The following is an 18655-nucleotide window of genomic DNA, read 5'->3' as shown; positions in this document are numbered from 1 at the left end:
TATTACTGATTCTTCTCCTCACGGTTCAGCTTCCGGATGCGGAAGATGGAGATGACCAGTGGGACAAAGATGGAGAAGGCCGCAATGGCTCCTGTTGAGGTGAGCATGATCTGTACGATCTTCATCAGGCCCATAAGGGATACAAAGAAGCATATGATCATAAAGCCCATGGCGATGATAAAGACCTTCAGCTTCTGTCCCACAGCATCACTCTTCCAAAGCTTGATAAAACGCGCTGCAATGCTGAAGGCAAAGGTGGGGCCGGTGGTGATCACAGCGATAAAAATAACTACCCAGTAGATGACCGTCAAAGTGCTTCCCAGGTAATTCTGGCAAATGTTTAAGATCGGCGTAGAATTCAACTCCTCCGGGAGGAATGGAAGCACGATGCAGGAGGTGACAAAGAACAGGGCTCCTACAAAGACAGCGATCAGGATGCCGGAACCGATGGCGTCCTTCTGGTCGCGTATCTTTTCTGAATAGCTGCTTAAGGTAGCTCCCCAGGAGCACACATTAAAGCAGTAGGATATCAACATGGTATAGCCTGTGGCAAGGGAAGCACCGCTCCAGTCAACGCCAACCTGGAAATTGCCCAGCAAATTTAAAAGCACATCGCCGCGCAGTGCGCAGACAGCGATCAGGATAGCCAGGAGGCTTCCGGTCAGGGCCAGCGTCATAACGGAGTTGAATTTTCTTAAAAAAGCCCCGCCATATACGCTTAAAACGGCAAACATAAAGGCGGCGATAATGGAGCCTGCCTGTACAGGTACTCCCGTCATCGAGTTTGCCAGGGAACCAAAAAGAGCCATGGCACCGGAGCAGGCCGTAATGCCGGATAGAATGGTAAAGCAGTCAAAGAACAATCCAACGATCTGCTTTAACACTGGGTTGGCGCCAGGATTTTGCAGGCCGTAAAGGGTAAGATAGAAGCCATTATAATCCGTTACCTTGTAGGCTCTGATCACGTTCAGTCCCAGTATGCAGCAGAGAGCCATGATCGCAATAAAGATCAGGACAAAGGCAAGCAGATGGCCGCCGCCATATCTGGCAAAGTAGCTGGTGGCATAAGCGCCGGAAGCCATAGCGCCTCCGCAGAAGGCTCCAAACACAAGGGCAGCCAGGCCAAACCAGGTGGAAAAACGCATTCTAAATGTATATTTTTCTTCTGACATTATGAGATCTCTTCCTTTCCATTTGCATTTTACAAGAGCACTTTTTTACAGTCAACTGCTTTTCCGGAATTTGCAGATTCCAGGCTGGCCATTACCATGGCAAAGCTCTTTATATTATCCTCCAGTGTGGTTTCCGGGGCACAATCCTGTTCCAGGCTGTCCATGAACATGTGGAAGCCATACTCCATCTCCGTGTACTTCATCTCAGGCTGGGGAACCTCCACTCCCTGCTGTCTGCCGGTGTCAAGCACTACCGCTTCCGCCTTCTTATGCTCATAGAAATATACCTTTCCATCTGCATCCAGCGTCAGGCAGCCCTTGTCTCCCGTAATGGTAAAGTTTCCGTCCCAGGAGGTCTCCTTTCCTCTGGCGGCCCAGCTTCCATTGTATGTAACAGTGACGCCATTGTCCATCTGGAGGATGGCTTCCGTGTTTGGCTTTCCTTCAAATAAGGACCAGGATGGTCTCCAGACACGGCAGTAAACGCTCTCGCAGTCAGCATTCGTAAAGAAGCGGATCAGATCGTAATGATGGATGGAAACATCCTGCAGAAGGGGCATCTTAAGCCCGGCTCTGTAGCCCTGCAGATCCTCCTGCTGGCGGAATTCCAGCAGCACAGACTCTACCTTGCCAATCATTCCCTGGTCAATGGCATTCTTGATTGCCTGGTTATAAGGCCTCCAGCGGTAATTCTGTGAGGTCATGAATTTCTGTGAGGGGTACATGGCCTTCAGCTTCAGCAGCCCCTTGGCTTCCTCCATATCCATGGCCAGAGGCTTTTCCGTAATGAGGTTCATACCCTTTTCCAATGCCAGCCTGTCTGCCTCAAAATGCAGCACACCCGGAAGCACGATCACAGCGATCTCTGCCTCTGTTTTGGCAATGGCCTCCTTAAAATCAGTAAAGGTAATGGCTGGATCAATGCCGTAGCTCTGACAGATTTCCTCCATCTCCTTTGGGCTGCCCGCTGCTCCGGTCAGTTCACAGCGGTCTGTCTTTAAGATCAGCTCCAGCCAGCGTCTGCCCCAGAAACCCATGCCTAACAGCAATACCTTATGCTTCATAATCTTCCTCCTTTTCCCCTGCCTGCCGCTAAGTTACGCGTGTAACTAAGCGGCAAAAAAATAAGTTTTCCTGTTCTTTCTCTTTGGTTACGCGTGTAACTTTTACTTTATTTTACCATCTATTGTGATTTTGTCAAGAGCTTTCCCATATGTTTTTGATATTTTTTCCACAATCCGTCAAAGCACGTCACTGACGCGCTTTGACGGATGCTTTGTAAAACAAAAACAGCATAACCAAAACGGATCCGACCAGTCCTGGTTATGCTGCCAGCCTATTCTATTCATCCTCATACTCCCTGTCCAGCTTCCGGCTTCTCTCCTTCTCGATCTTTACCACCAGAAGCTTTACTGCCACAAATACCAGAATAAATGCGGCCAGGGAACAAAGCCCCTCTCTGATATCTGCCGAAAAACGCCACAAGCACAGGGCAAACATCCCGGCAGCCACTGCTACGGACAACACATTTTTCTTTCTCCGGAGGCTTCTGCTTATAAGCTCCGGCTGGTACAGGCTCAGTTTTCTTTGCCTGGCCCTGACATACTGATATACCGGCGCTGCGATCATGATCACATACTCCACCACGCAATCATCCAATGCCTTGCCCAAAAGCAATATCTTTACCAAAAATGCACATAGGGCAAAGCCATACATCAAAAGTGCCAGCTCGCTTAAGATCCTGTTCCTCTCCCGTATCATTCTCTCATCCATCATGCAAAACTCCTTTCCATTTCATTCCAGGTTTTCATCCCAAAACAGTTCATCCAATGTCTTTCCTAAAACCTTACATATGGAAATGCAGAGGTTCAAGGTCGGATTGTACTTGCCTGCCTCAATCATCCCAATAGTCTGCCTCGTCACACCCACCTTGACCGCCAGATCCTCCTGGGACAGGTCCAGCCCGGCCCTGGCAGCCTTCATTTTCAGATTTTTCAAATACGCTGACTCCTTTGTCTGTTCCTATAGCCTTATTATAATATATACTTTTCAAAATGTAAAGTATATATTGCATTTTGTTATGATTTTACAAACACAAATTCCTTTTCCTTTGAAAGCTCCTCATGGAACTTGTAGCCCAGGCCGTCAAAAGCCTTCAGCTCCTCTGTCTTCTCCACCTGCTCAGCTGCCATGAAGCGCACCATCTCACCTCTTGCCATCTTTGCCTCAGTGGCCTTTACACGGACCTTCGGCTTCCCGGATCTGTCCTCTGCCAGATTTCCGAATATGCAGGTGAGAAAGGTGGTATCCGGTGTCAGGTAGGGCTCCACTGCCTTGCTGTACTCCTTTGATGCCAGGTTGACGATGACAGGATCCTCCTCCTCTCCCTCCAGCAGCTTTTCAAATAGGGTGCTGCCCCAGAAGTCATAGAGGCCTTTGACGCCTCCCGGCAGTGCCACCTTTGCCTGCATTTCCAGACGGTAGGGCACAATGCCGTCTAAGGGCCTTAACACGCCGTAGAATCCGGAAAGGATCCGCAGATGCTTCTGGACATACTCCCACTCACTTTTTTCAAATACCCCCGGAGCCATATACTGGTACTGGATCCCCTCATAGGATAAGAGAGCCGGGGTAAGGCGCTTTTTCAAGTCCATGTATGCAAAGCGCTCAAAATTCAGCCTGGCAATGGCCTCATTGCAGGCCCAAAGCTCCTTCGCCTCCTCGAACGAAAGAGACCTTATGTATTCCTTTAATTCTTCTGCCTTTGAAAGGAAACAGGGAAGACCTGCTGTGTCCAGTTCGTCTTCCCTGATATTCATCTTCTTGGCAGGTGATATGATGATCTTCATATTTCCACCTATTTTATCATTTCTATCCGCGGAAAATAGCAGAACAATACCTTTGCTATGATCTTATCCTTTTCCACGAATTTGTTCTTCCAGAACCTGGCGTCCATGGAATTGTTGCGGTTGTCACCCATCATGAAATAGCACCCTTCCGGCACCGTGTAGGGACCGTAAGAGCCTTCCATGGGCTCCGGCAGATAGGGCTCATCCAGAGGGGTCTCTGAACCATCGATGTAGACCTTGCCATCCACCACATTCACCGTCTCGCCCGGCATACCGATGATGCGTTTTACGTAGTAGGTCTTTCCTGTCAGGTCGTCAGGAAAATGGAAGATGACAACATCCCCTCTCTCAGGATCACTGTTGATATAGGACAGCCTGGAGCCTATGACACGGCTCTTTGCCATGATGGTAGTCTCCATGGAGCCTGTCGGTACACGGCTGTTGGCAATGATAAAGTTGTTTAAAACCATGGCAATGGCAACTGCCGCCACGATGATCTGGATCCAGCTGATGATCTCCTTCTTCAGGCTGAAGGGCTCCTCCTCCTGGCTCTTTTTTTTGCGGCTTCTCTTTCTGCCCTCTTCTTCTACTGGCATTTATGTCTCCTCTTTTCTGCTTCTATTTCATTTACCGTATCTGGCCGTCTCCAAATATGATATATTTGGTGGTAGTCAGCTCTTTTAACCCCATAGGTCCTCTGGCGTGGAGCTTCTGGGTGCTGATACCGATCTCAGCGCCAAAGCCAAATTCCTCTCCGTCTGTAAAGCGGGTGGAGGCATTGACATACACAGCCGCAGCATCCACCTCGTTTAAAAATTGCTGGGCATGGAAATAATCAGAGGTGATAATGGCCTCGGAATGACCTGTATTATAGGTATTGATATGGCTGATCGCCTCATCCACAGAATCTACCAGCTTTAAGGACAGGATATAATCCAGGTACTCCTTCCCCCAATCCTCCTCTGTGGCCGGTCTAAAGGAGGGCTCGATGGCCCTGGCGGCCTCATCGCTCCTGATCTCCACCTGCTTTTCACTCAGGCGCTTCTTTAGGAGGGGCAGGAAGCTGTCTGCGATCTTTCTGTGAACAAGAAGGGACTCACAGGCATTGCACACGCCGATGCGCTGTGTCTTGGCATTAAAAATAATGTCTAAGGCCATGTGGAAATCCGCAGACTCATCCACGAAGATATGGCAGTTTCCGGTGCCTGTCTCGATCACAGGAACTGTGCTGTTCTCCACAACCGTTTTGATCAGCCCTGCGCCTCCTCTGGGGATCAAAACGTCCACGTACTGGTTCAGACGCATGAGCTCCTTTGTGGTCTCACGGCTGGTATCCTCGATCAGCTGCACCGCATTCTCCGGGAGCCCGGCACGCGAAAGTCCTGTGCGAAGCCACTGTACGATCGCTTTGTTGGATTCTATGGCATCGCTGCCGCCCTTTAGGATCACGGCATTTCCTGATTTAAAGCAAAGGCCGAAGGCATCTGCCGTCACATTTGGACGGGCCTCATAGATCATGCCGATAACACCTAAGGGTACCCGCTTCTGTCCGATCTGGAGCCCGTTAGGACGCAGCTTCATGGAAAGGACCTCTCCCACCGGGTCATCTAAGGATGCCACCTGGAGCAGGCCGTCCGCCATGGACTGGAGCCTGCCAGGAGTCAGCTTTAAGCGGTCTAAAAGGCCCTGGCTCATGCCCTCCAGGCGTGCCTTTTCATAATCAGCCTCATTGGCTGAAAGGATCTCCTCTTCGCCCTCCAAAAGGGCCCTGGCGGCCTCCTCAAGGCCAATGTTTTTCTCTCTGGAGCCCAGTGTTCCCAGAATACGGGATACCTGCTTTGCCTGGCTTCCTATTTCCTGTAATGTCATCCCTCTTCCTCCCCTAAACGTCCTTGACTCCGCCATATTTCTTTCCCAGATCCGTGACAGAACCGTCCTCTTCCTTTATAGATATCCGGTTCAGATTGCCCCGCAGGCTTCCCCGGATCGCTTCTATGTATTCCCTGCGGAGTCTGGCCTGCTCTTCTTTCTCTTCCTCTGTCAGTCCTACGGACTGGGATTTATGGTACAGCTCATTAATGCGGTCAATTCTTGATGTGTCCATCTCGGCCTTTCCTCTCTTCTGTGGCTGTGTTCCAGCACACGAACTAATATTCATTATTCAAATAGTGCATCAGATCAAAATCCAGATTGGCGTGAGCCAGGAACAGGGTTCCCTTTTCCTGCCCTGTCATAATGTCCAGAATGACCTCCATCTTATCTCCGTTGGCGATCACCATATCCGCCCCGCTGTCTGTGGCGATCCTGGCCGCTGCCAGCTTGGCAGACATGCCGCCCGTACCCACATCGCTGCTGGAGGTGTCCTTGCCCATGCGCAGAAATTCCGGGGTGATCTCCGGTACAAGACTGATAAAACGGGCATCCGGGTTGCTGCGCGGATCGTCTGAATACAAACCGTCGATGTCGGATAACAGGATCAGCAGGTCCGCACCGATCAGGGCGGCTACAATGGCCGAAAGCCTGTCATTGTCTCCGAAGCTGTCCACGTAGGGGATCTCCGATGTGGACACGGTATCATTTTCATTTACAATGGGTATGGTTCCCAGATTTAACAGCTCATCAAAGGTGTTCTGGGCATTGTATCTGGAGGAATCATTGACCATGGTATCCTTTGTGAGAAGGATCTGGGCTGCTGTCTGATTATATTCAGCAAAAAGCCTCTGATATACCATCATGAGCCTTGCCTGCCCCACGGCGGCAAAGGCCTGCTTTTGTGCCAGGGTATCCGGCTTCCTGTGGTGTCCCAGGGCCTGCCTTCCGGCGGCAATGGCGCCTGAGGATACCAAGACCACGTCCCGGCCTTCTCCTCTCAAGTCGCTGATCACACGTATCAGCTTTTCTATCTTCATAAGGTTCAGCTCGCCTGTCTCAGGATGGGTCAGGGAGGAGGAGCCTATCTTTATGACGATCCTCTTTTTATCCTTTAATGTACTGCGTACCTGGCACTCCATGTCATGCTCCTTGATGTTTATTCGCAACAGTACCTATTGCTTAAACTGCTGCGTTTGTCCACTACTCGCTTTATCTTACACCAATTTGCAGGCCTCGTCAATTTCAAAGTCCTTACATCTTTTTAAAATGCGTGACGTTCCTCCGAAGCAAAGGGCTGATACCTGCTTATCAGCTCCTCGGCAGCTTTGATGCCGTCCATGGCTGCGGAAGTAATACCGCCTGCATAGCCGGCTCCTTCTCCGCAGGGAAACAGACCCTTGATCTCACTTTCCATGTGGCTGTCCCTGGGGATGCGCACCGGCGAGGAGGTCCTGCTTTCTACTCCCGCAAAAACCGCATCCGGGCGGTCAAAGCCCTCTATGATAGAGCCAAAGCCCTCCATGGCCTCCAGCAGGGACTGGGACAAAGCTTCCGGCAGCACTCTGCGGAGGTTTGCAAAGGCATACTGGCCCCGAAAGGCCGGAGTCACGCCTCCAAAGGCTTCCGACACCCTGTTTTCCTTAAAATCACCGTAGAGCTGAACGGGAATGCGCCCATTTCCGGCTTGATAGGCCTTTTCCTCCAGATCACGCTGAAAGGCCACGCCTGCCAGGGGGCCTGTGCCATAGGATGCAAAATCCTCCGGCGTCACGGTAACGATCAGGGCGCTGTTGGCATTTTCCCCCGCCCGGTCGTGGTAGCTCATGCCGTTTACCGCCAGGCGGCCCGGCTCAGAGGAGGCATTTACCACATAGCCTCCGGGGCACATGCAGAAGGAATAGACGCCGCGGCCTGACGAGGTCTGCCTCGTGAGCTTGTAGCTGGCTGGCCCCAGCTCCTTTACCTCCTCTTTGCCGTACTGGCTCCTATTGATCAGGCTCTGGGGATGCTGGATACGCAGGCCTACTGCAAAGGGCTTTGGCTCCATAGGTATGCCTCTGGCCCAGAGCTGCCCAAAGGTATCTCTGGCACTGTGGCCAATGGCAAATACAGCGGCCTCTGTCCGGATGACCTCCCTGTCATTGACAGTAAGGGAGGTAAGCCTGCCCTCCTCTATGGTGACATCCGTCACCTGGCTTAAGAAGCGTACCTGGCCTCCCAGGCTTTCAATCTCACGGCGCATGGCCTTCACGATGCAGCTTAAGACATCGGTGCCAATGTGGGGCTTATTGACATAGCAGATGGATGGGTCAGCCCCAAATTCCGTGAAAATACGGAGCACCTCGTGGTTTCTGCCGGAGGCATCCTTTACCAGGGTATTCAGCTTTCCGTCGGAAAAGGTGCCTGCTCCTCCTTCGCCAAACTGGACATTGGAGGACGGACAGAGCTCCCCTTCCTTCCAGAACCTGTCCACCCGCGCAGTCCTGGCATCCACATCCTCCCCGCGCTCTAACAGCAGCGGGCGGTAGCCCTTTCTCGCCAGGATCAGGCCGCAGAAAAGTCCTGCCGGGCCCGTGCCTACGATCACCGGGGGATGGGACAGAACACCCGGACCCGGCTTTGGAAGCCGGTAGGGGACCTCCCTGTGGACAGAAATGTTCCTGTCCTTCAGCCTGCGCACCAGCTTTTCCTCTCTCTGGCCGCCTGACTCCCTTAACTCAATATCTACGACATAGCTGTAGAAAATATCCGGCTTTTTCCTGGCATCAATGGACTGCTTTCTGATGCGGACCTGTGACAATGCCTCCGGCTTTAAGCCGGCCTTTTTTGCCGCCTGGCTCTGCAGCTCCTCCATGGTGTGGCCCAGGGGCATTTTCAGCTGGTTGATACGTATCATCTATGGTTCCTCTTTTCTTTGGGGATACTCCGTTTTTTGTGTTCCTCTGTGCGGGAGGGCCGGGCTGCAAAGCTCCGGCTGGCCGATGCACCGGAGCCGTGGCTGACTCGTACAGCCTGACGCTCTCCCGGTCCGCTGCTGCCTGCGCCCGCGGCGCTCCGCCCTGCCAGCACTCCGCTGGACCAGGCAAACTGCAGGTTATAGCCGCCGCATATGCCGTCCACATCCAGGATCTCTCCTGCCAGATACAGATCCTTCCTGATCTTTGATTCCATGGTGGACGGGTCGACCTGTCTTGTGTCCACGCCTCCGCAGCACACCTGGGCATTGGCAAAGGGATTGACGGACATGACGATAGCCTCATACTCCTTTAACTGCCCAAGGAGCTTTGCGATCTGCTTTCCCGACAATTCCCCTGCTTTTTTCTCAGGGCTGATCCCGGCAAGCTTTAACAGCACTGCTCCCAGCTTTTTATTCAGCATTCCGGTAAAAAGCTCCTCCGCCGGCTTATATCCCACCACATCCGCTCTCTTCCGTAACAGGTAAAAAGCATCCTTTGCCTCCCATTCCGGCATAAAATCGATATAGGCCCTTACCTTCTTTCCCTCATCCAGCGCCCTTGCCGCAAACCGGCTCACCTGGAATACAGGAATCCCGGACAGCCCATAATCGGTCAGCTGCAGCTCCCCTCTGTCCTCCGCCGTCTTTTTCCCGTCTATTGTCAAACAGATGCGGGCATCGGTGCGGATACCTGCCAGCTGCTTATACATACTCCCCTGGCAGCGGAGCTGCACCAACGCCGGAAGAGGCTTGATAAGGGTATGGCCCAGGCTCTTTGCCAGCTCATAGCCGCTCCCGTCAGAGCCGGTGGCGGGCGCTGCCTTAGAACCTGCTGCCAGGATCAGAGCATCCGTGTCCACCCTTCCCTGATCTGTCAAAATAGCAAAGCCGCCATGATCGCCTTCCCTGATCTCCTTCACATGGCATGAAAGAAGCACCTCCACCCCCAGATGACTGGTCTCGCTGCGCAGCACGTCCAGCACCGAGGAGGCCTGGTCGGAATTGGGATAGATATATCCGTTTCTGTTCTTTGGCACAATACCTAAAATCCCAAAAAATTCCAGTGTTTCCTCCACCGGAAAGCCCTCTATGACCTTCATCGGAAAGCTTTTCTGGCTGCTCCTGAAGCAGTCAGACTCCATCCGCAGATTCGTCAGGTTGCAGCGGCCATTTCCCGTGGAAAGGATCTTCTTTCCTACTCTGTCCATATGCTCTATGATCGTAACCTGAGCCCCGGCCCTGGCCGCTTCAATGGCTGCCGCCAGGCCGGAAGCGCCGCCGCCTATGATCCCTACCCGTCTTTTCATCAATATAAGCCCCGCTTTTCTTTTTCTATTCTTCTCATGCTTTATCACAACACATTTTAAACGGTTTTACTCTTTATTTCAACTACTTCCTGTATCCGGCAAAAAATACAGGCAGAAACACTGCCTTTGCAGCATTCCTGCCTTTTTCATAATGATATTTCTCATTCAGCTGGTATAAGACTCCAGATAATGATACACATCCATCATAGATGGAAACCAGATCCCCTCTAAGAGCCTTTCCCGCTCTGATTCCGGGAAATCAGTCTCCGGGATGTGGGTATAGAGGCAGATGGTGCTGCGGTCGCTGCAGAATACCAGAAGGAAGCCCGCCTCTGACACCAGATAATACTCCTCCGCCGGGGAGCTGGTCTCCAGGACCGGCTTTATCTGCTCCTGGTTCATAGCAGTCTTTTCGTCCATGTCGTTGACGGTCTCTGTCTCGATCACCGTGTTTGGGACAGCCCTCTCCTGCCTCACGGAATATCTAGTAAGACCATAGCCTGCGATCAGGCAGACTACGGATGTAACAGCAAATAAAAGAAAGCAGTACATCACACGCTTCATAGAGCTTTACCTCCTTTTAGCGTTAGTATCTGCTTTCTCTCTCTGTTTTAATCACATTTTTTCAATTTTCCTGCAGCTGCGGCAAAAACCGGCAAACGCCGCTCTTTCCGCCATTACAAAAGACGGACCTTTTTCAATATCCTCACAAGCTTTGTCCCCATGGGCATTCCCTTGAGTTCCTTCTCGTTCACCGCCCCTGTCTTCACCAAAAGCACGCCGTACACCACAATGGCAGCCGCCACCGCAGGCAGCACCACCAGAGCCATGCCCAACCTGCCTCTCATAAGGGAGGAAGGAAGGATAAGCTCCACGCCCCTGTACACCCCGTAAGCCGCCGCTCCCATGAGCAGGGCACAGACCGTTGGCAGAAGAAAGGACTTTTTATACTCCTGGTCGTATCCTGCAACCACCTCGATGGTCCTTGCATTTAACAGGCACATCACCAGGGCAAATATGATGTTGGCAAATACCACACTGTATATCCCCATCTTAAGGACCTTAAGGAACAGCTCCAGGACAGCCACATGGATGACAAGGGCTGCCACTGCATGGCGGATGGGCGCGTCCATCCTGTTGAGCCCTTGGAGAATGGCATTGGTGACCGTAGACAGGGAGTAAAAGACCACAGCCAGAGAGCCCACCATGGAAAGGCGGATCAACAGGCTGTTGTCCTCGCTGATAAACAGAAGGTTACACACTGGCTCTGCCAGCACCGTGATCCCAACCGCTGCCGGAATGGCGATCAAAAGAGAAAACCGGATGGAGGTGGCGATACGCTCTAAAGTCTGCTCCCTGTTGCCGCTGGAGACTGCTCTCGTGAGGGATGGGATCAGCGAGGAGGAAAGGGAGTTTGACACAGCCACCGGTATATTGAACAGGAGCTGGTACTGCCCTAAAGCTCCCCAGAAAATAGCAATGGCAGCTGCGCTGTAGCCCAGCTTGTCCATCCCCTGGCCGAAGAGATAATTATCGATCACGTTGGAACAGTTGTAAATGCCGCTGCTCACCACGATGGGGACCACTGTGACCGTCAGGATGTAAAAGAGACGTCCATAGCTTTCCACCCGGCCGCGATCCTCTCTTCTGTCCCCTGAGGAGCCCACTGCACTCCTGCCCTTTGTGGCAGTCAGGATCATAAAGAAGATCAGAGCGGTCAATGCCCCTGCTCCCGTGCCGATGGTTCCTCCGGCAGCGCCCAGAGCATAGGAATAATCCTCTGCCCCCTGGGCTGCATTCATGGAAACTCCCACATTGAAAAGAAGTCCTGCTGCGACCACGCTCACCACTGCATTTACGATCTGCTCCAGTATCTGTGATACAGCCGTGGGCACCATGGTGCCTGTGCCCTGGAAATAGCCTCTTAAGACTCCCAGATAAGCCATGATCCAGATAGTGGGAGCCAGCGTCTTCAGAGCATACCGGGAAAAGGGCGTCTTTATCATCTCTGCAAATGCATCTGCCCCGAACCAGAGCACGGCCGCCGCTATGCCTCCTGCAATGGTCGCATAGATAAGCCCTGTCTTTAAAATGCGCCTGCAGTTTTTGTACTCCCCTCTCGCCAGGCGGGAGGAGATCATCTTTGATACTGCCACAGGCATGCTGTAAGAGGAAAGGATCAGAAGAATGTTGTAGACATTGTAGGCCGAAGTATAATAGCCGTTTCCCTGTTTGCCAATGATATCGTTTAGAGGCATCCGGTACAGCATGCCGATGATGCGCACCAGGATACCTGCCATTGCCAGAATACTGCCCTGTATCACGAAGTTGGCCGCCTTTTGCTGTCCGGTGTTCGATTTCTTTCTGCCCTGTTTCATTTCTCTTTACTGTGCTCCGTCTTTTCCCAAAATCTGGGATTTATCAAAATCCCTTGTAGATATAATGCATACCCAGGTCTGGCCCTGATTGAACACTACTTCCCTGTGGTCCAAATCATAATAATGGGTAACGCCAAATTCCCCGTCCTTTTCCCAGCTGATGGGAATCGCTTTTCCCCCGGTCATAAAGTAGCCGCACTCAGAGGTATGTACATTGATCGCCAGATATTCCGTGGTGGCATAATAGCCGGACTGGCAATACTGGAAGATCACATTTTTTGCCGTAATGGGGCCCTCGCTGCCCTCGTGGACGCCGCCGTACTGGTAACGGTGATAGAGTCCGTCTGACTCATCATACCGGAAGGTGGCCTGGTTCATGGCATAGCCCGGCTTTAAGACGGCTGCATCCATGACTCCCGGCCTGTCGTCTAAGGACACCTCCATGCCGTCCCTGGCAAAGAGGTAATGGCCCTTATAGGAGGGATCGTACTCCTGGGAATAGCCCAGAATCCCGATGGATTTCTGTAGGCGCTCCCCGCTTGTGTAGGCATTGTGCGGGGATTTCTTGTCCTTGCTCCTGTAGTAGGCCGTTCCTCCGATGGCATCCAGACCGTTGATGTTGTCCACATTGTCCAGATAGGGCTTTGCAAAGGTGCTCTGGCCGTAGTGAGCGTAGATGGCGTCAAATTCCCTGGCAAAATACGTATAGTAGGTCCGGCAGCTGCGCACGGAGCCGATCCTGTCCAGATCATCATAATCCTCCAGGATCGCCATATAGCGGTTCATGCCGCCCTCCACCGGAGCCTCGTAGACAACGCCGGCCCTGTTGATGCCGTATTGGGGCCTGGCCTCCTTGTCATTGCTCATCATGACAGCTACAGGCCGGCGATTTCCCTTTGATACGTCCACCATCTGGCCAGTCAGATAGCTGCGGATACGTCCGTCCTCTTCCTCCCGCTCTTCGGGCAGATAGTAGTCCGTATCCCCGATATCAGGCTCTTCCTGTTTCTCCTCATCTGAGTATATTGTAATATCCGCAGCAGGCGTAGGCGCTTCTGTGGCTGCCTCTGTCCCTTTGGTGGGAGCCGGGGCCACTGCTGCCTCTTTGGAGCAGCCTGTCAGAGACAGCGCTGCTGCCATGGAAAGAGCCGCTGCCCCCCAGAGTCCAAACCATTGCCGCCATCCTCGCCTGCTTCTCATCTCTTGTACCCCCTCATGTCAAGTATCTCTCTCTGACGCCTTTCCATTTCCAGGCGCTCCTCCTCCTCCATGTGGTCATAGCCGCACAGATGGAGCATGCTGTGAGCGGTCAGGAAGGCCAGCTCTCTTGTCTGGGAATGACCGTATTTTTCTGCCTGCTCCTCCACCTTGTCCACGGAGATCACAATGTCTCCCAACATCAGCTCCCCCGTCTCCGGATTAAAATAATCCTCCACAGCCTCCTCCACGTGGTCAAAGTCCGCAGGGCTTTCATAGTCCACCAGCGGGAAGGAGAGCACGTCTGTGGGTGCATCGATTCGGCGCTGCTCCCGGTTGATCTCCTGTATGGATGCATTATCTGTCAAAATGACGTTTACTTCTGCCTCGTAGGGGCATTTTTCATAATCCAGTGCCGCTGTCACAATGTCATTTATGATCTCCTCATAGGGAAGATCCAGCCTTTTTTCTGCCTCGTATTCCACTGTAATCGTCATACACAGTTCCTCTCTCTCAAAAACGTACCTTCGCCCTCCGAAGCTTCGGTGCCTTCCCAGCTCCCTTAAACTCCTTCTCCCTGGGAGCACCGCCCTTTTTCGGTCCTGCCTTCTTCTCATAATCGTCATAGGCCTGGACGATCTTCTGCACCAGGGGATGGCGCACCACGTCAGAGCTTGTCAGATAGCAGAAGCCGATATCATCGATCTTCTTCAGCACCTTTAGGGCCGTATCAAGGCCGGACACAGCGCCGGATGGCAGGTCCTTCTGGGTCTGGTCGCCGGTGATGATCACCTTTGAGCCAAAGCCGATCCTGGTAAGAAACATCTTCATCTGAGCCGGGGTGGTATTCTGGGCCTCATCCAGGATGATATAGGCGTTATCCAGGGTACGGCCTCTCATATAGGCAAGGGGAGCCACCTCGATAAGCCCCTTCTCTGAATTGTGCAGGTAGCTCTCCGCCCCCATGATCTGGTAAAGGGCATCGTAGAGAGGGCGGAGGTAAGGGTCGATCTTACTCTGGAGATCTCCCGGCAGAAAGCCCAGCTTTTCTCCCGCCTCAATGGCAGGGCGGGTCAGTATGATCCTTCCCACCTCGCCGTTTTTAAAGGCCTGGATCGCCATGGCCATGGCAAGGTAGGTCTTTCCTGTACCGGCCGGGCCGATACCGAACACGATCATTTTCTTCCGGATGGAATCCACATACTGCTTCTGCCCCAGGGTCTTTGGCTTTACCGGCTTTCCTGTGACAGTCCTGCAGATGATGTCCTTGTCGATCTCCAGTATCTGTCCGTCATTTTCCGTAAATGACAGGGACAGGGCGTAGTCCACATTCTGCTCCGTAATGGCATTGCCCCGCTTTGAAAGCTCGATCAGATTGCTGAATACGCTCTTTGCCTGGCCGATCGTCTTCTCCGGCCCGATGATCTTGATCTCTCCGTCCCTGGCGATCATGGTGACGTGGAGCGTGCGCTCTATTTTCTTTAAGTAAGCATCAAACTGTCCGCAGACATTCCGCTCATGCTCTGCCGGAATGTCGATCATTGTCTCAATTACACTCATTAGGCTATGTTACGTCTCCTCTGAATCTATAGTCATCCCCGGCTCCTCCTCCGTAATGGGCTGATGCTCCACAATGGATTCCTCTGTCACCAGGGTTCCGGATATCACGCTTCCGGCTGCACTTGTATCTATTCTATCATCATTTTCAAGAATGTGTACCCCTTTTTCCTCTAAATTTTCTGCGAATTGGGAATAGATGGATCCTGCCAATGCTTCCAGCTCTGATCTTGTGTAGTTCCTTTCATAGGATACCATCTCATGCCCCTCGATATTCCCCAGATAAAAGGGAAGATAAAAATTGGAAAACAGCTTGAGCTGCTTCTCCTCCATGGAATAATCCCATTCCAGCTTTGAGGCAGTGGGCATGAGAAGGGTAAAGGACCATTTTCCTGCTTTTATGTACCATCCCCTCCGCCTTTCCCCTGTGGGAATGCGCACCTGATGCACCAGAGGAAACCGTTTTTCGTACTGTGTCATTGTCCTGGCCCGGATGTCAGCATCTGCGGGGACATAGTAGGCACTCAGCTCCTCCCCGCTGTCACCGATAATGGGAATGCGCCCTTTTACCAGCACCTGGCCCGCCTCCACCTCGTCACCTGGCGCCACCTGGGCAATGCCCTGGCGCACTACCATGGAGGTGATAATACCTGATTTTGACGCCACAATGTCTCTGGGGGTATCATCCTTATCAGGGATCACAGAGAGGACCTCATTTTCTTTGATGTGGATCAGAAGCCTTGTTCCCGATACCCGTGCAGAGACCCAGGTAATCTCCGGAAAGCTCGTGCGGATGGCTGCCTCCAGATCCTCACAGTTGATCCTGGATTTTAACATCCCATAGTAGGTGTCCTGGGTTTCCAGCCATTTCACCAGTGTATCGTACGTGTACCGGTAATTTCCTTCAAACTGGATATCCCAGATAAATAACGTCATGATCCATAGGATCCCAAAGAATCCGCCTATTCCGGCTGCATAATACCAGCGCTTTCTGTGCCTGTACATAAAAAAAGGAAGGCCAAAGCGGCCTAGGATGCGCAGCCTCACCCTGGCCTTTCGCACCAAGGGCCTTACACGGCGGTAGGACTCAATTGTCATATAACATTCGTAATCCCCCTCAGGGCCGCAGACAAGCCCCCACAGCTCCAGACCGCGGGCATTGCAGAGATTTAAAAAACGCTCCGGGGAATAGCCCTGGAGCCGTATCTTCACGTATCCCTTCCAGTTATGTAAAAGCCATGTGATCAAAGAGGTTCCCTCCTTATGCCAGCTTCCTCGGCACTTCCGGCCAGCTCATCTGCACGGGCTGTCACGTTTCAAAGTCTACCGATGCAATTGTCCCTGTTATCTTCATTTCCTCCGCCGTGTAGTATTCGATGCACAGGCCGGAGCCATGGATCAGGATGCGGCAGTTTTGTGCCTGGAGCTTCACCAGGGTATCTGTGTACATCAGGATGCTCCTGTAGTTCTCAATGCACACCTCCCGCCGCCCTACAAAGCTCACAAGCACATCTCCCAGGATCACATCTCTGGGAAGCCCCAGTGCTGATACTGCTGCTGCCTTTGATACCCATGCCATATCCATACGCTCCTGCTACACTGGTTCCTTTTATTATATGCCGGATAGCCCGATATGATACAAATCCTTTCTTCTGTTTTTTATGAGGGGAAGCTGCTCCCTGACAGCCTTGATCGCATCCAGGTCGATCTCCTGCACCAGGATGCCCGGCTTCTCATCCAGCCTGCCAAGGATCCTCCCCCATGGATCTGTTACGATGGAATTTCCATAGGAGACATAGGGGCCGTTTACATCCCTGGCAGGAGCGCAGCCTGCCATGAACAGCTGGTTATCCACTGCCCTTCCTCTGAAATGAAGCTCCCAATGGGCCGGCCCCGTAGTCATATTGAAGGCCGCGGGGATTATGATAGCCTCCGCCCCCTGCAGCGCCATGATCCGGGACAGCTCCGGAAAGCGGATGTCAAAGCACAGGCAGACTCCCACCTTCCCAAAAGCCGTATCCACGACTGTCACATCATTTCCCGGAGAAAATACCCTGCTCTCAAAAAACTGCTGTCCCCCCGGCACATCGATATCAAACAGGTGCACCTTTCTGTGCCTTCCGATCTGCAGGCCCTCCGGGTCAAAAATGAAGCTGGTATTATAAATCTTTCCCCCCTCTTCCTCCGGCATGGAGCCTCCCACCAGATATACGCTGTTATCCGCAGCCATCTCCTTTAAAGCCTGCCAGATCTGTCCTCCTTTCGGCTCCTTCCTTCGCACAAATTCAGAATTTTGATACAGGCAGCAGAACATCTCCGGCAGCACCACCAGTTCTGCTCCCTGCTCTGCAGCTTTTTTTACCCCTTTTCTGGCTGTCTCAAGATTCCTTTCTACCCCCGGGACAACCTCCATCTGTACTAAGGCCAATCTCAATTTTCTCATCATAACCTCCTTACTCCCACCTGTTCCAAAGCAATTTCCAAAGCAATTTCCAAAGCAATTTCAAGCAACCTCCATCCAATAACAAAAAGCTCCTCTCTGACCAATCAATGACGTTCAAAAAGGAGCTTTTCACAATTAATTTATATTATTCATCCCAGTTGTGGTAGACAGCCTGGACGTCATCGTCCTCATCCAGCAGATCCAGGATCCTGGTCAGCTTCTTGATATCCTCCTCATCGGAAAGCTCTACCCAGGTCTGTGGGATCATGGTAACATCGGCCTGCAGCATGGGGATCTTCTGAGCTTCTAAGGCCTCACGGACAGCGGAAAAATCCTCCGGAGCAGTGATCACCTCAAAGCTGTCCTCCTCCTCAGAGAAGTCCTCTGCGCCTGCATCTAAGGCAACCATCATGAGCTCGTCAGCGTCCATCTCGCACTCTTCCTTGTCAATGATGATCTGGCCCTTCTTGTCAAACATGTAGGATACGCTTCCCGGTGTGCCTACATTGCCGCTTCCCTTTGTGAAGGCGCTCCTCACATTTGCTGCTGTACGGTTCTTGTTGTCTGTCAGAGTATCTACGATAATCGCTACGCCGCTGGGGCCGTACCCTTCGTATGTAAGGGTCTCATAGTTCACGGAGGCTGCGTCTCCTGCTGCCTTCTTGATGCCGCGGTCAATGGTATCGTTAGGCATGTTGTTTGCCTTTGCCTTTGCAATTACATCACGGAGCTTGCTGTTGTTGGCCGGATCCGGGCCGCCCTCCTTTACTGCAACTGCGATCTCACGTCCGATGACAGTAAATATCTTTCCCTTTGCAGCGTCATTTTTCTCCTTCTTATGCTTAATGTTGGCAAATTTTGAATGTCCTGACATTGGTAAAACATCCTTTCTTCTTTCTTTTTTCTTTTTTCTCACTCTATCCC

General features: G+C 52.2%; 19 protein-coding genes and 1 pseudogene. All 20 read right to left on the bottom strand.

The window, feature by feature from the left end:
• Nucleotides 1-2: 2 nt before the first annotated feature.
• Nucleotides 3-1172, bottom strand: a complete 1170-nt coding sequence (locus tag LIZ87_RS03610; RefSeq protein ID WP_227145318.1) for a hypothetical protein — start codon at nt 1170-1172, stop codon at nt 3-5.
• A gap of 29 nt (nt 1173-1201) precedes the next feature.
• Entirely contained in the window at nt 1202-2236 is a 1035-nt protein-coding gene (locus LIZ87_RS03605; protein ID WP_227145316.1) for a Gfo/Idh/MocA family protein, read from the bottom strand.
• Nucleotides 2237-2513: 277 nt separating this feature from the next.
• Nucleotides 2514-2948, bottom strand: a complete 435-nt coding sequence (locus tag LIZ87_RS03600; protein WP_178314256.1) for a DUF6773 family protein — start codon at nt 2946-2948, stop codon at nt 2514-2516.
• A gap of 18 nt (nt 2949-2966) precedes the next feature.
• Nucleotides 2967-3155 (bottom strand): helix-turn-helix transcriptional regulator, encoded by a 189-nt coding sequence (locus tag LIZ87_RS03595; protein ID WP_178314260.1) that lies wholly within the window; start codon nt 3153-3155, stop codon nt 2967-2969.
• Between the two features lie 95 nt (nt 3156-3250).
• A complete protein-coding gene (yaaA, locus tag LIZ87_RS03590) occupies nt 3251-4021 on the bottom strand; it encodes a peroxide stress protein YaaA (RefSeq protein ID WP_178314258.1) in 771 nt (256 codons plus the stop codon).
• Between the two features lie 8 nt (nt 4022-4029).
• A complete protein-coding gene (gene lepB, locus LIZ87_RS03585; protein WP_227145310.1) occupies nt 4030-4617 on the bottom strand; it encodes a signal peptidase I in 588 nt (195 codons plus the stop codon).
• A 31-nt stretch (nt 4618-4648) separates the two neighbouring features.
• Nucleotides 4649-5890 carry a glutamate-5-semialdehyde dehydrogenase gene (locus tag LIZ87_RS03580; protein WP_178313643.1) on the bottom strand — a complete coding sequence of 414 codons (1242 nt, stop codon included), beginning with the start codon at nt 5888-5890 and terminating at the stop codon, nt 4649-4651.
• 13 nt (nt 5891-5903) lie between these two features.
• Nucleotides 5904-6125: a DUF896 domain-containing protein gene (locus tag LIZ87_RS03575; RefSeq protein ID WP_178313645.1), complete on the bottom strand. Its 222-nt coding sequence runs from the start codon at nt 6123-6125 to the stop codon at nt 5904-5906.
• 43 nt (nt 6126-6168) lie between these two features.
• Complete coding sequence (proB, locus tag LIZ87_RS03570; RefSeq protein WP_178313647.1) at nt 6169-7032, bottom strand: glutamate 5-kinase; 864 nt, start codon at nt 7030-7032, stop codon at nt 6169-6171.
• Nucleotides 7033-7154: 122 nt separating this feature from the next.
• Nucleotides 7155-8789: an NAD(P)/FAD-dependent oxidoreductase gene (locus LIZ87_RS03565; protein WP_178313649.1), complete on the bottom strand. Its 1635-nt coding sequence runs from the start codon at nt 8787-8789 to the stop codon at nt 7155-7157.
• A gap of 34 nt (nt 8790-8823) precedes the next feature.
• Nucleotides 8824-10156, bottom strand: a pseudogene (locus LIZ87_RS03560) (NAD(P)/FAD-dependent oxidoreductase); the annotation flags it as partial.
• A 165-nt stretch (nt 10157-10321) separates the two neighbouring features.
• A complete protein-coding gene (locus tag LIZ87_RS03555; protein WP_227145306.1) occupies nt 10322-10720 on the bottom strand; it encodes a hypothetical protein in 399 nt (132 codons plus the stop codon).
• Nucleotides 10721-10833: 113 nt separating this feature from the next.
• The gene (locus LIZ87_RS03550) at nt 10834-12534 is read right to left on the bottom strand and encodes a putative polysaccharide biosynthesis protein (protein ID WP_264467871.1); all 1701 of its coding nucleotides are present in this window, start codon (nt 12532-12534) and stop codon (nt 10834-10836) included.
• 6 nt (nt 12535-12540) lie between these two features.
• Nucleotides 12541-13734 carry a DUF3048 domain-containing protein gene (locus LIZ87_RS03545; RefSeq protein WP_227145304.1) on the bottom strand — a complete coding sequence of 398 codons (1194 nt, stop codon included), beginning with the start codon at nt 13732-13734 and terminating at the stop codon, nt 12541-12543.
• Nucleotides 13731-14228, bottom strand: a complete 498-nt coding sequence (ybeY, locus tag LIZ87_RS03540) for an rRNA maturation RNase YbeY (protein WP_178317297.1) — start codon at nt 14226-14228, stop codon at nt 13731-13733. Before ybeY ends, LIZ87_RS03545 begins: the two co-directional genes overlap by 4 nt.
• Nucleotides 14229-14244: 16 nt before the next feature.
• The gene (locus LIZ87_RS03535) at nt 14245-15291 is read right to left on the bottom strand and encodes a PhoH family protein (RefSeq protein WP_178317296.1); all 1047 of its coding nucleotides are present in this window, start codon (nt 15289-15291) and stop codon (nt 14245-14247) included.
• Between the two features lie 9 nt (nt 15292-15300).
• Entirely contained in the window at nt 15301-16536 is a 1236-nt protein-coding gene (locus LIZ87_RS03530; RefSeq protein WP_227145302.1) for a sporulation protein YqfD, read from the bottom strand.
• Between the two features lie 61 nt (nt 16537-16597).
• Nucleotides 16598-16867 (bottom strand): YabP/YqfC family sporulation protein, encoded by a 270-nt coding sequence (locus LIZ87_RS03525; protein ID WP_178317298.1) that lies wholly within the window; start codon nt 16865-16867, stop codon nt 16598-16600.
• Between the two features lie 33 nt (nt 16868-16900).
• Entirely contained in the window at nt 16901-17731 is an 831-nt protein-coding gene (locus tag LIZ87_RS03520) for a carbon-nitrogen hydrolase family protein (RefSeq protein WP_227145300.1), read from the bottom strand.
• Nucleotides 17732-17876: 145 nt separating this feature from the next.
• Entirely contained in the window at nt 17877-18605 is a 729-nt protein-coding gene (locus tag LIZ87_RS03515) for a YebC/PmpR family DNA-binding transcriptional regulator (protein ID WP_227145298.1), read from the bottom strand.
• Between the last annotated feature and the right edge of the window lie 50 nt (nt 18606-18655).

The sequence above is a fragment of the Lacrimispora sp. 210928-DFI.3.58 genome, from assembly GCF_020554865.1.
In the GTDB taxonomy this organism is placed as follows: Bacteria; Bacillota; Clostridia; order Lachnospirales; family Lachnospiraceae; genus Enterocloster.
The sequence above is the reverse complement of the archived record's forward strand: the minus strand, read 5'-3'. Positions and strand labels throughout refer to the sequence as shown.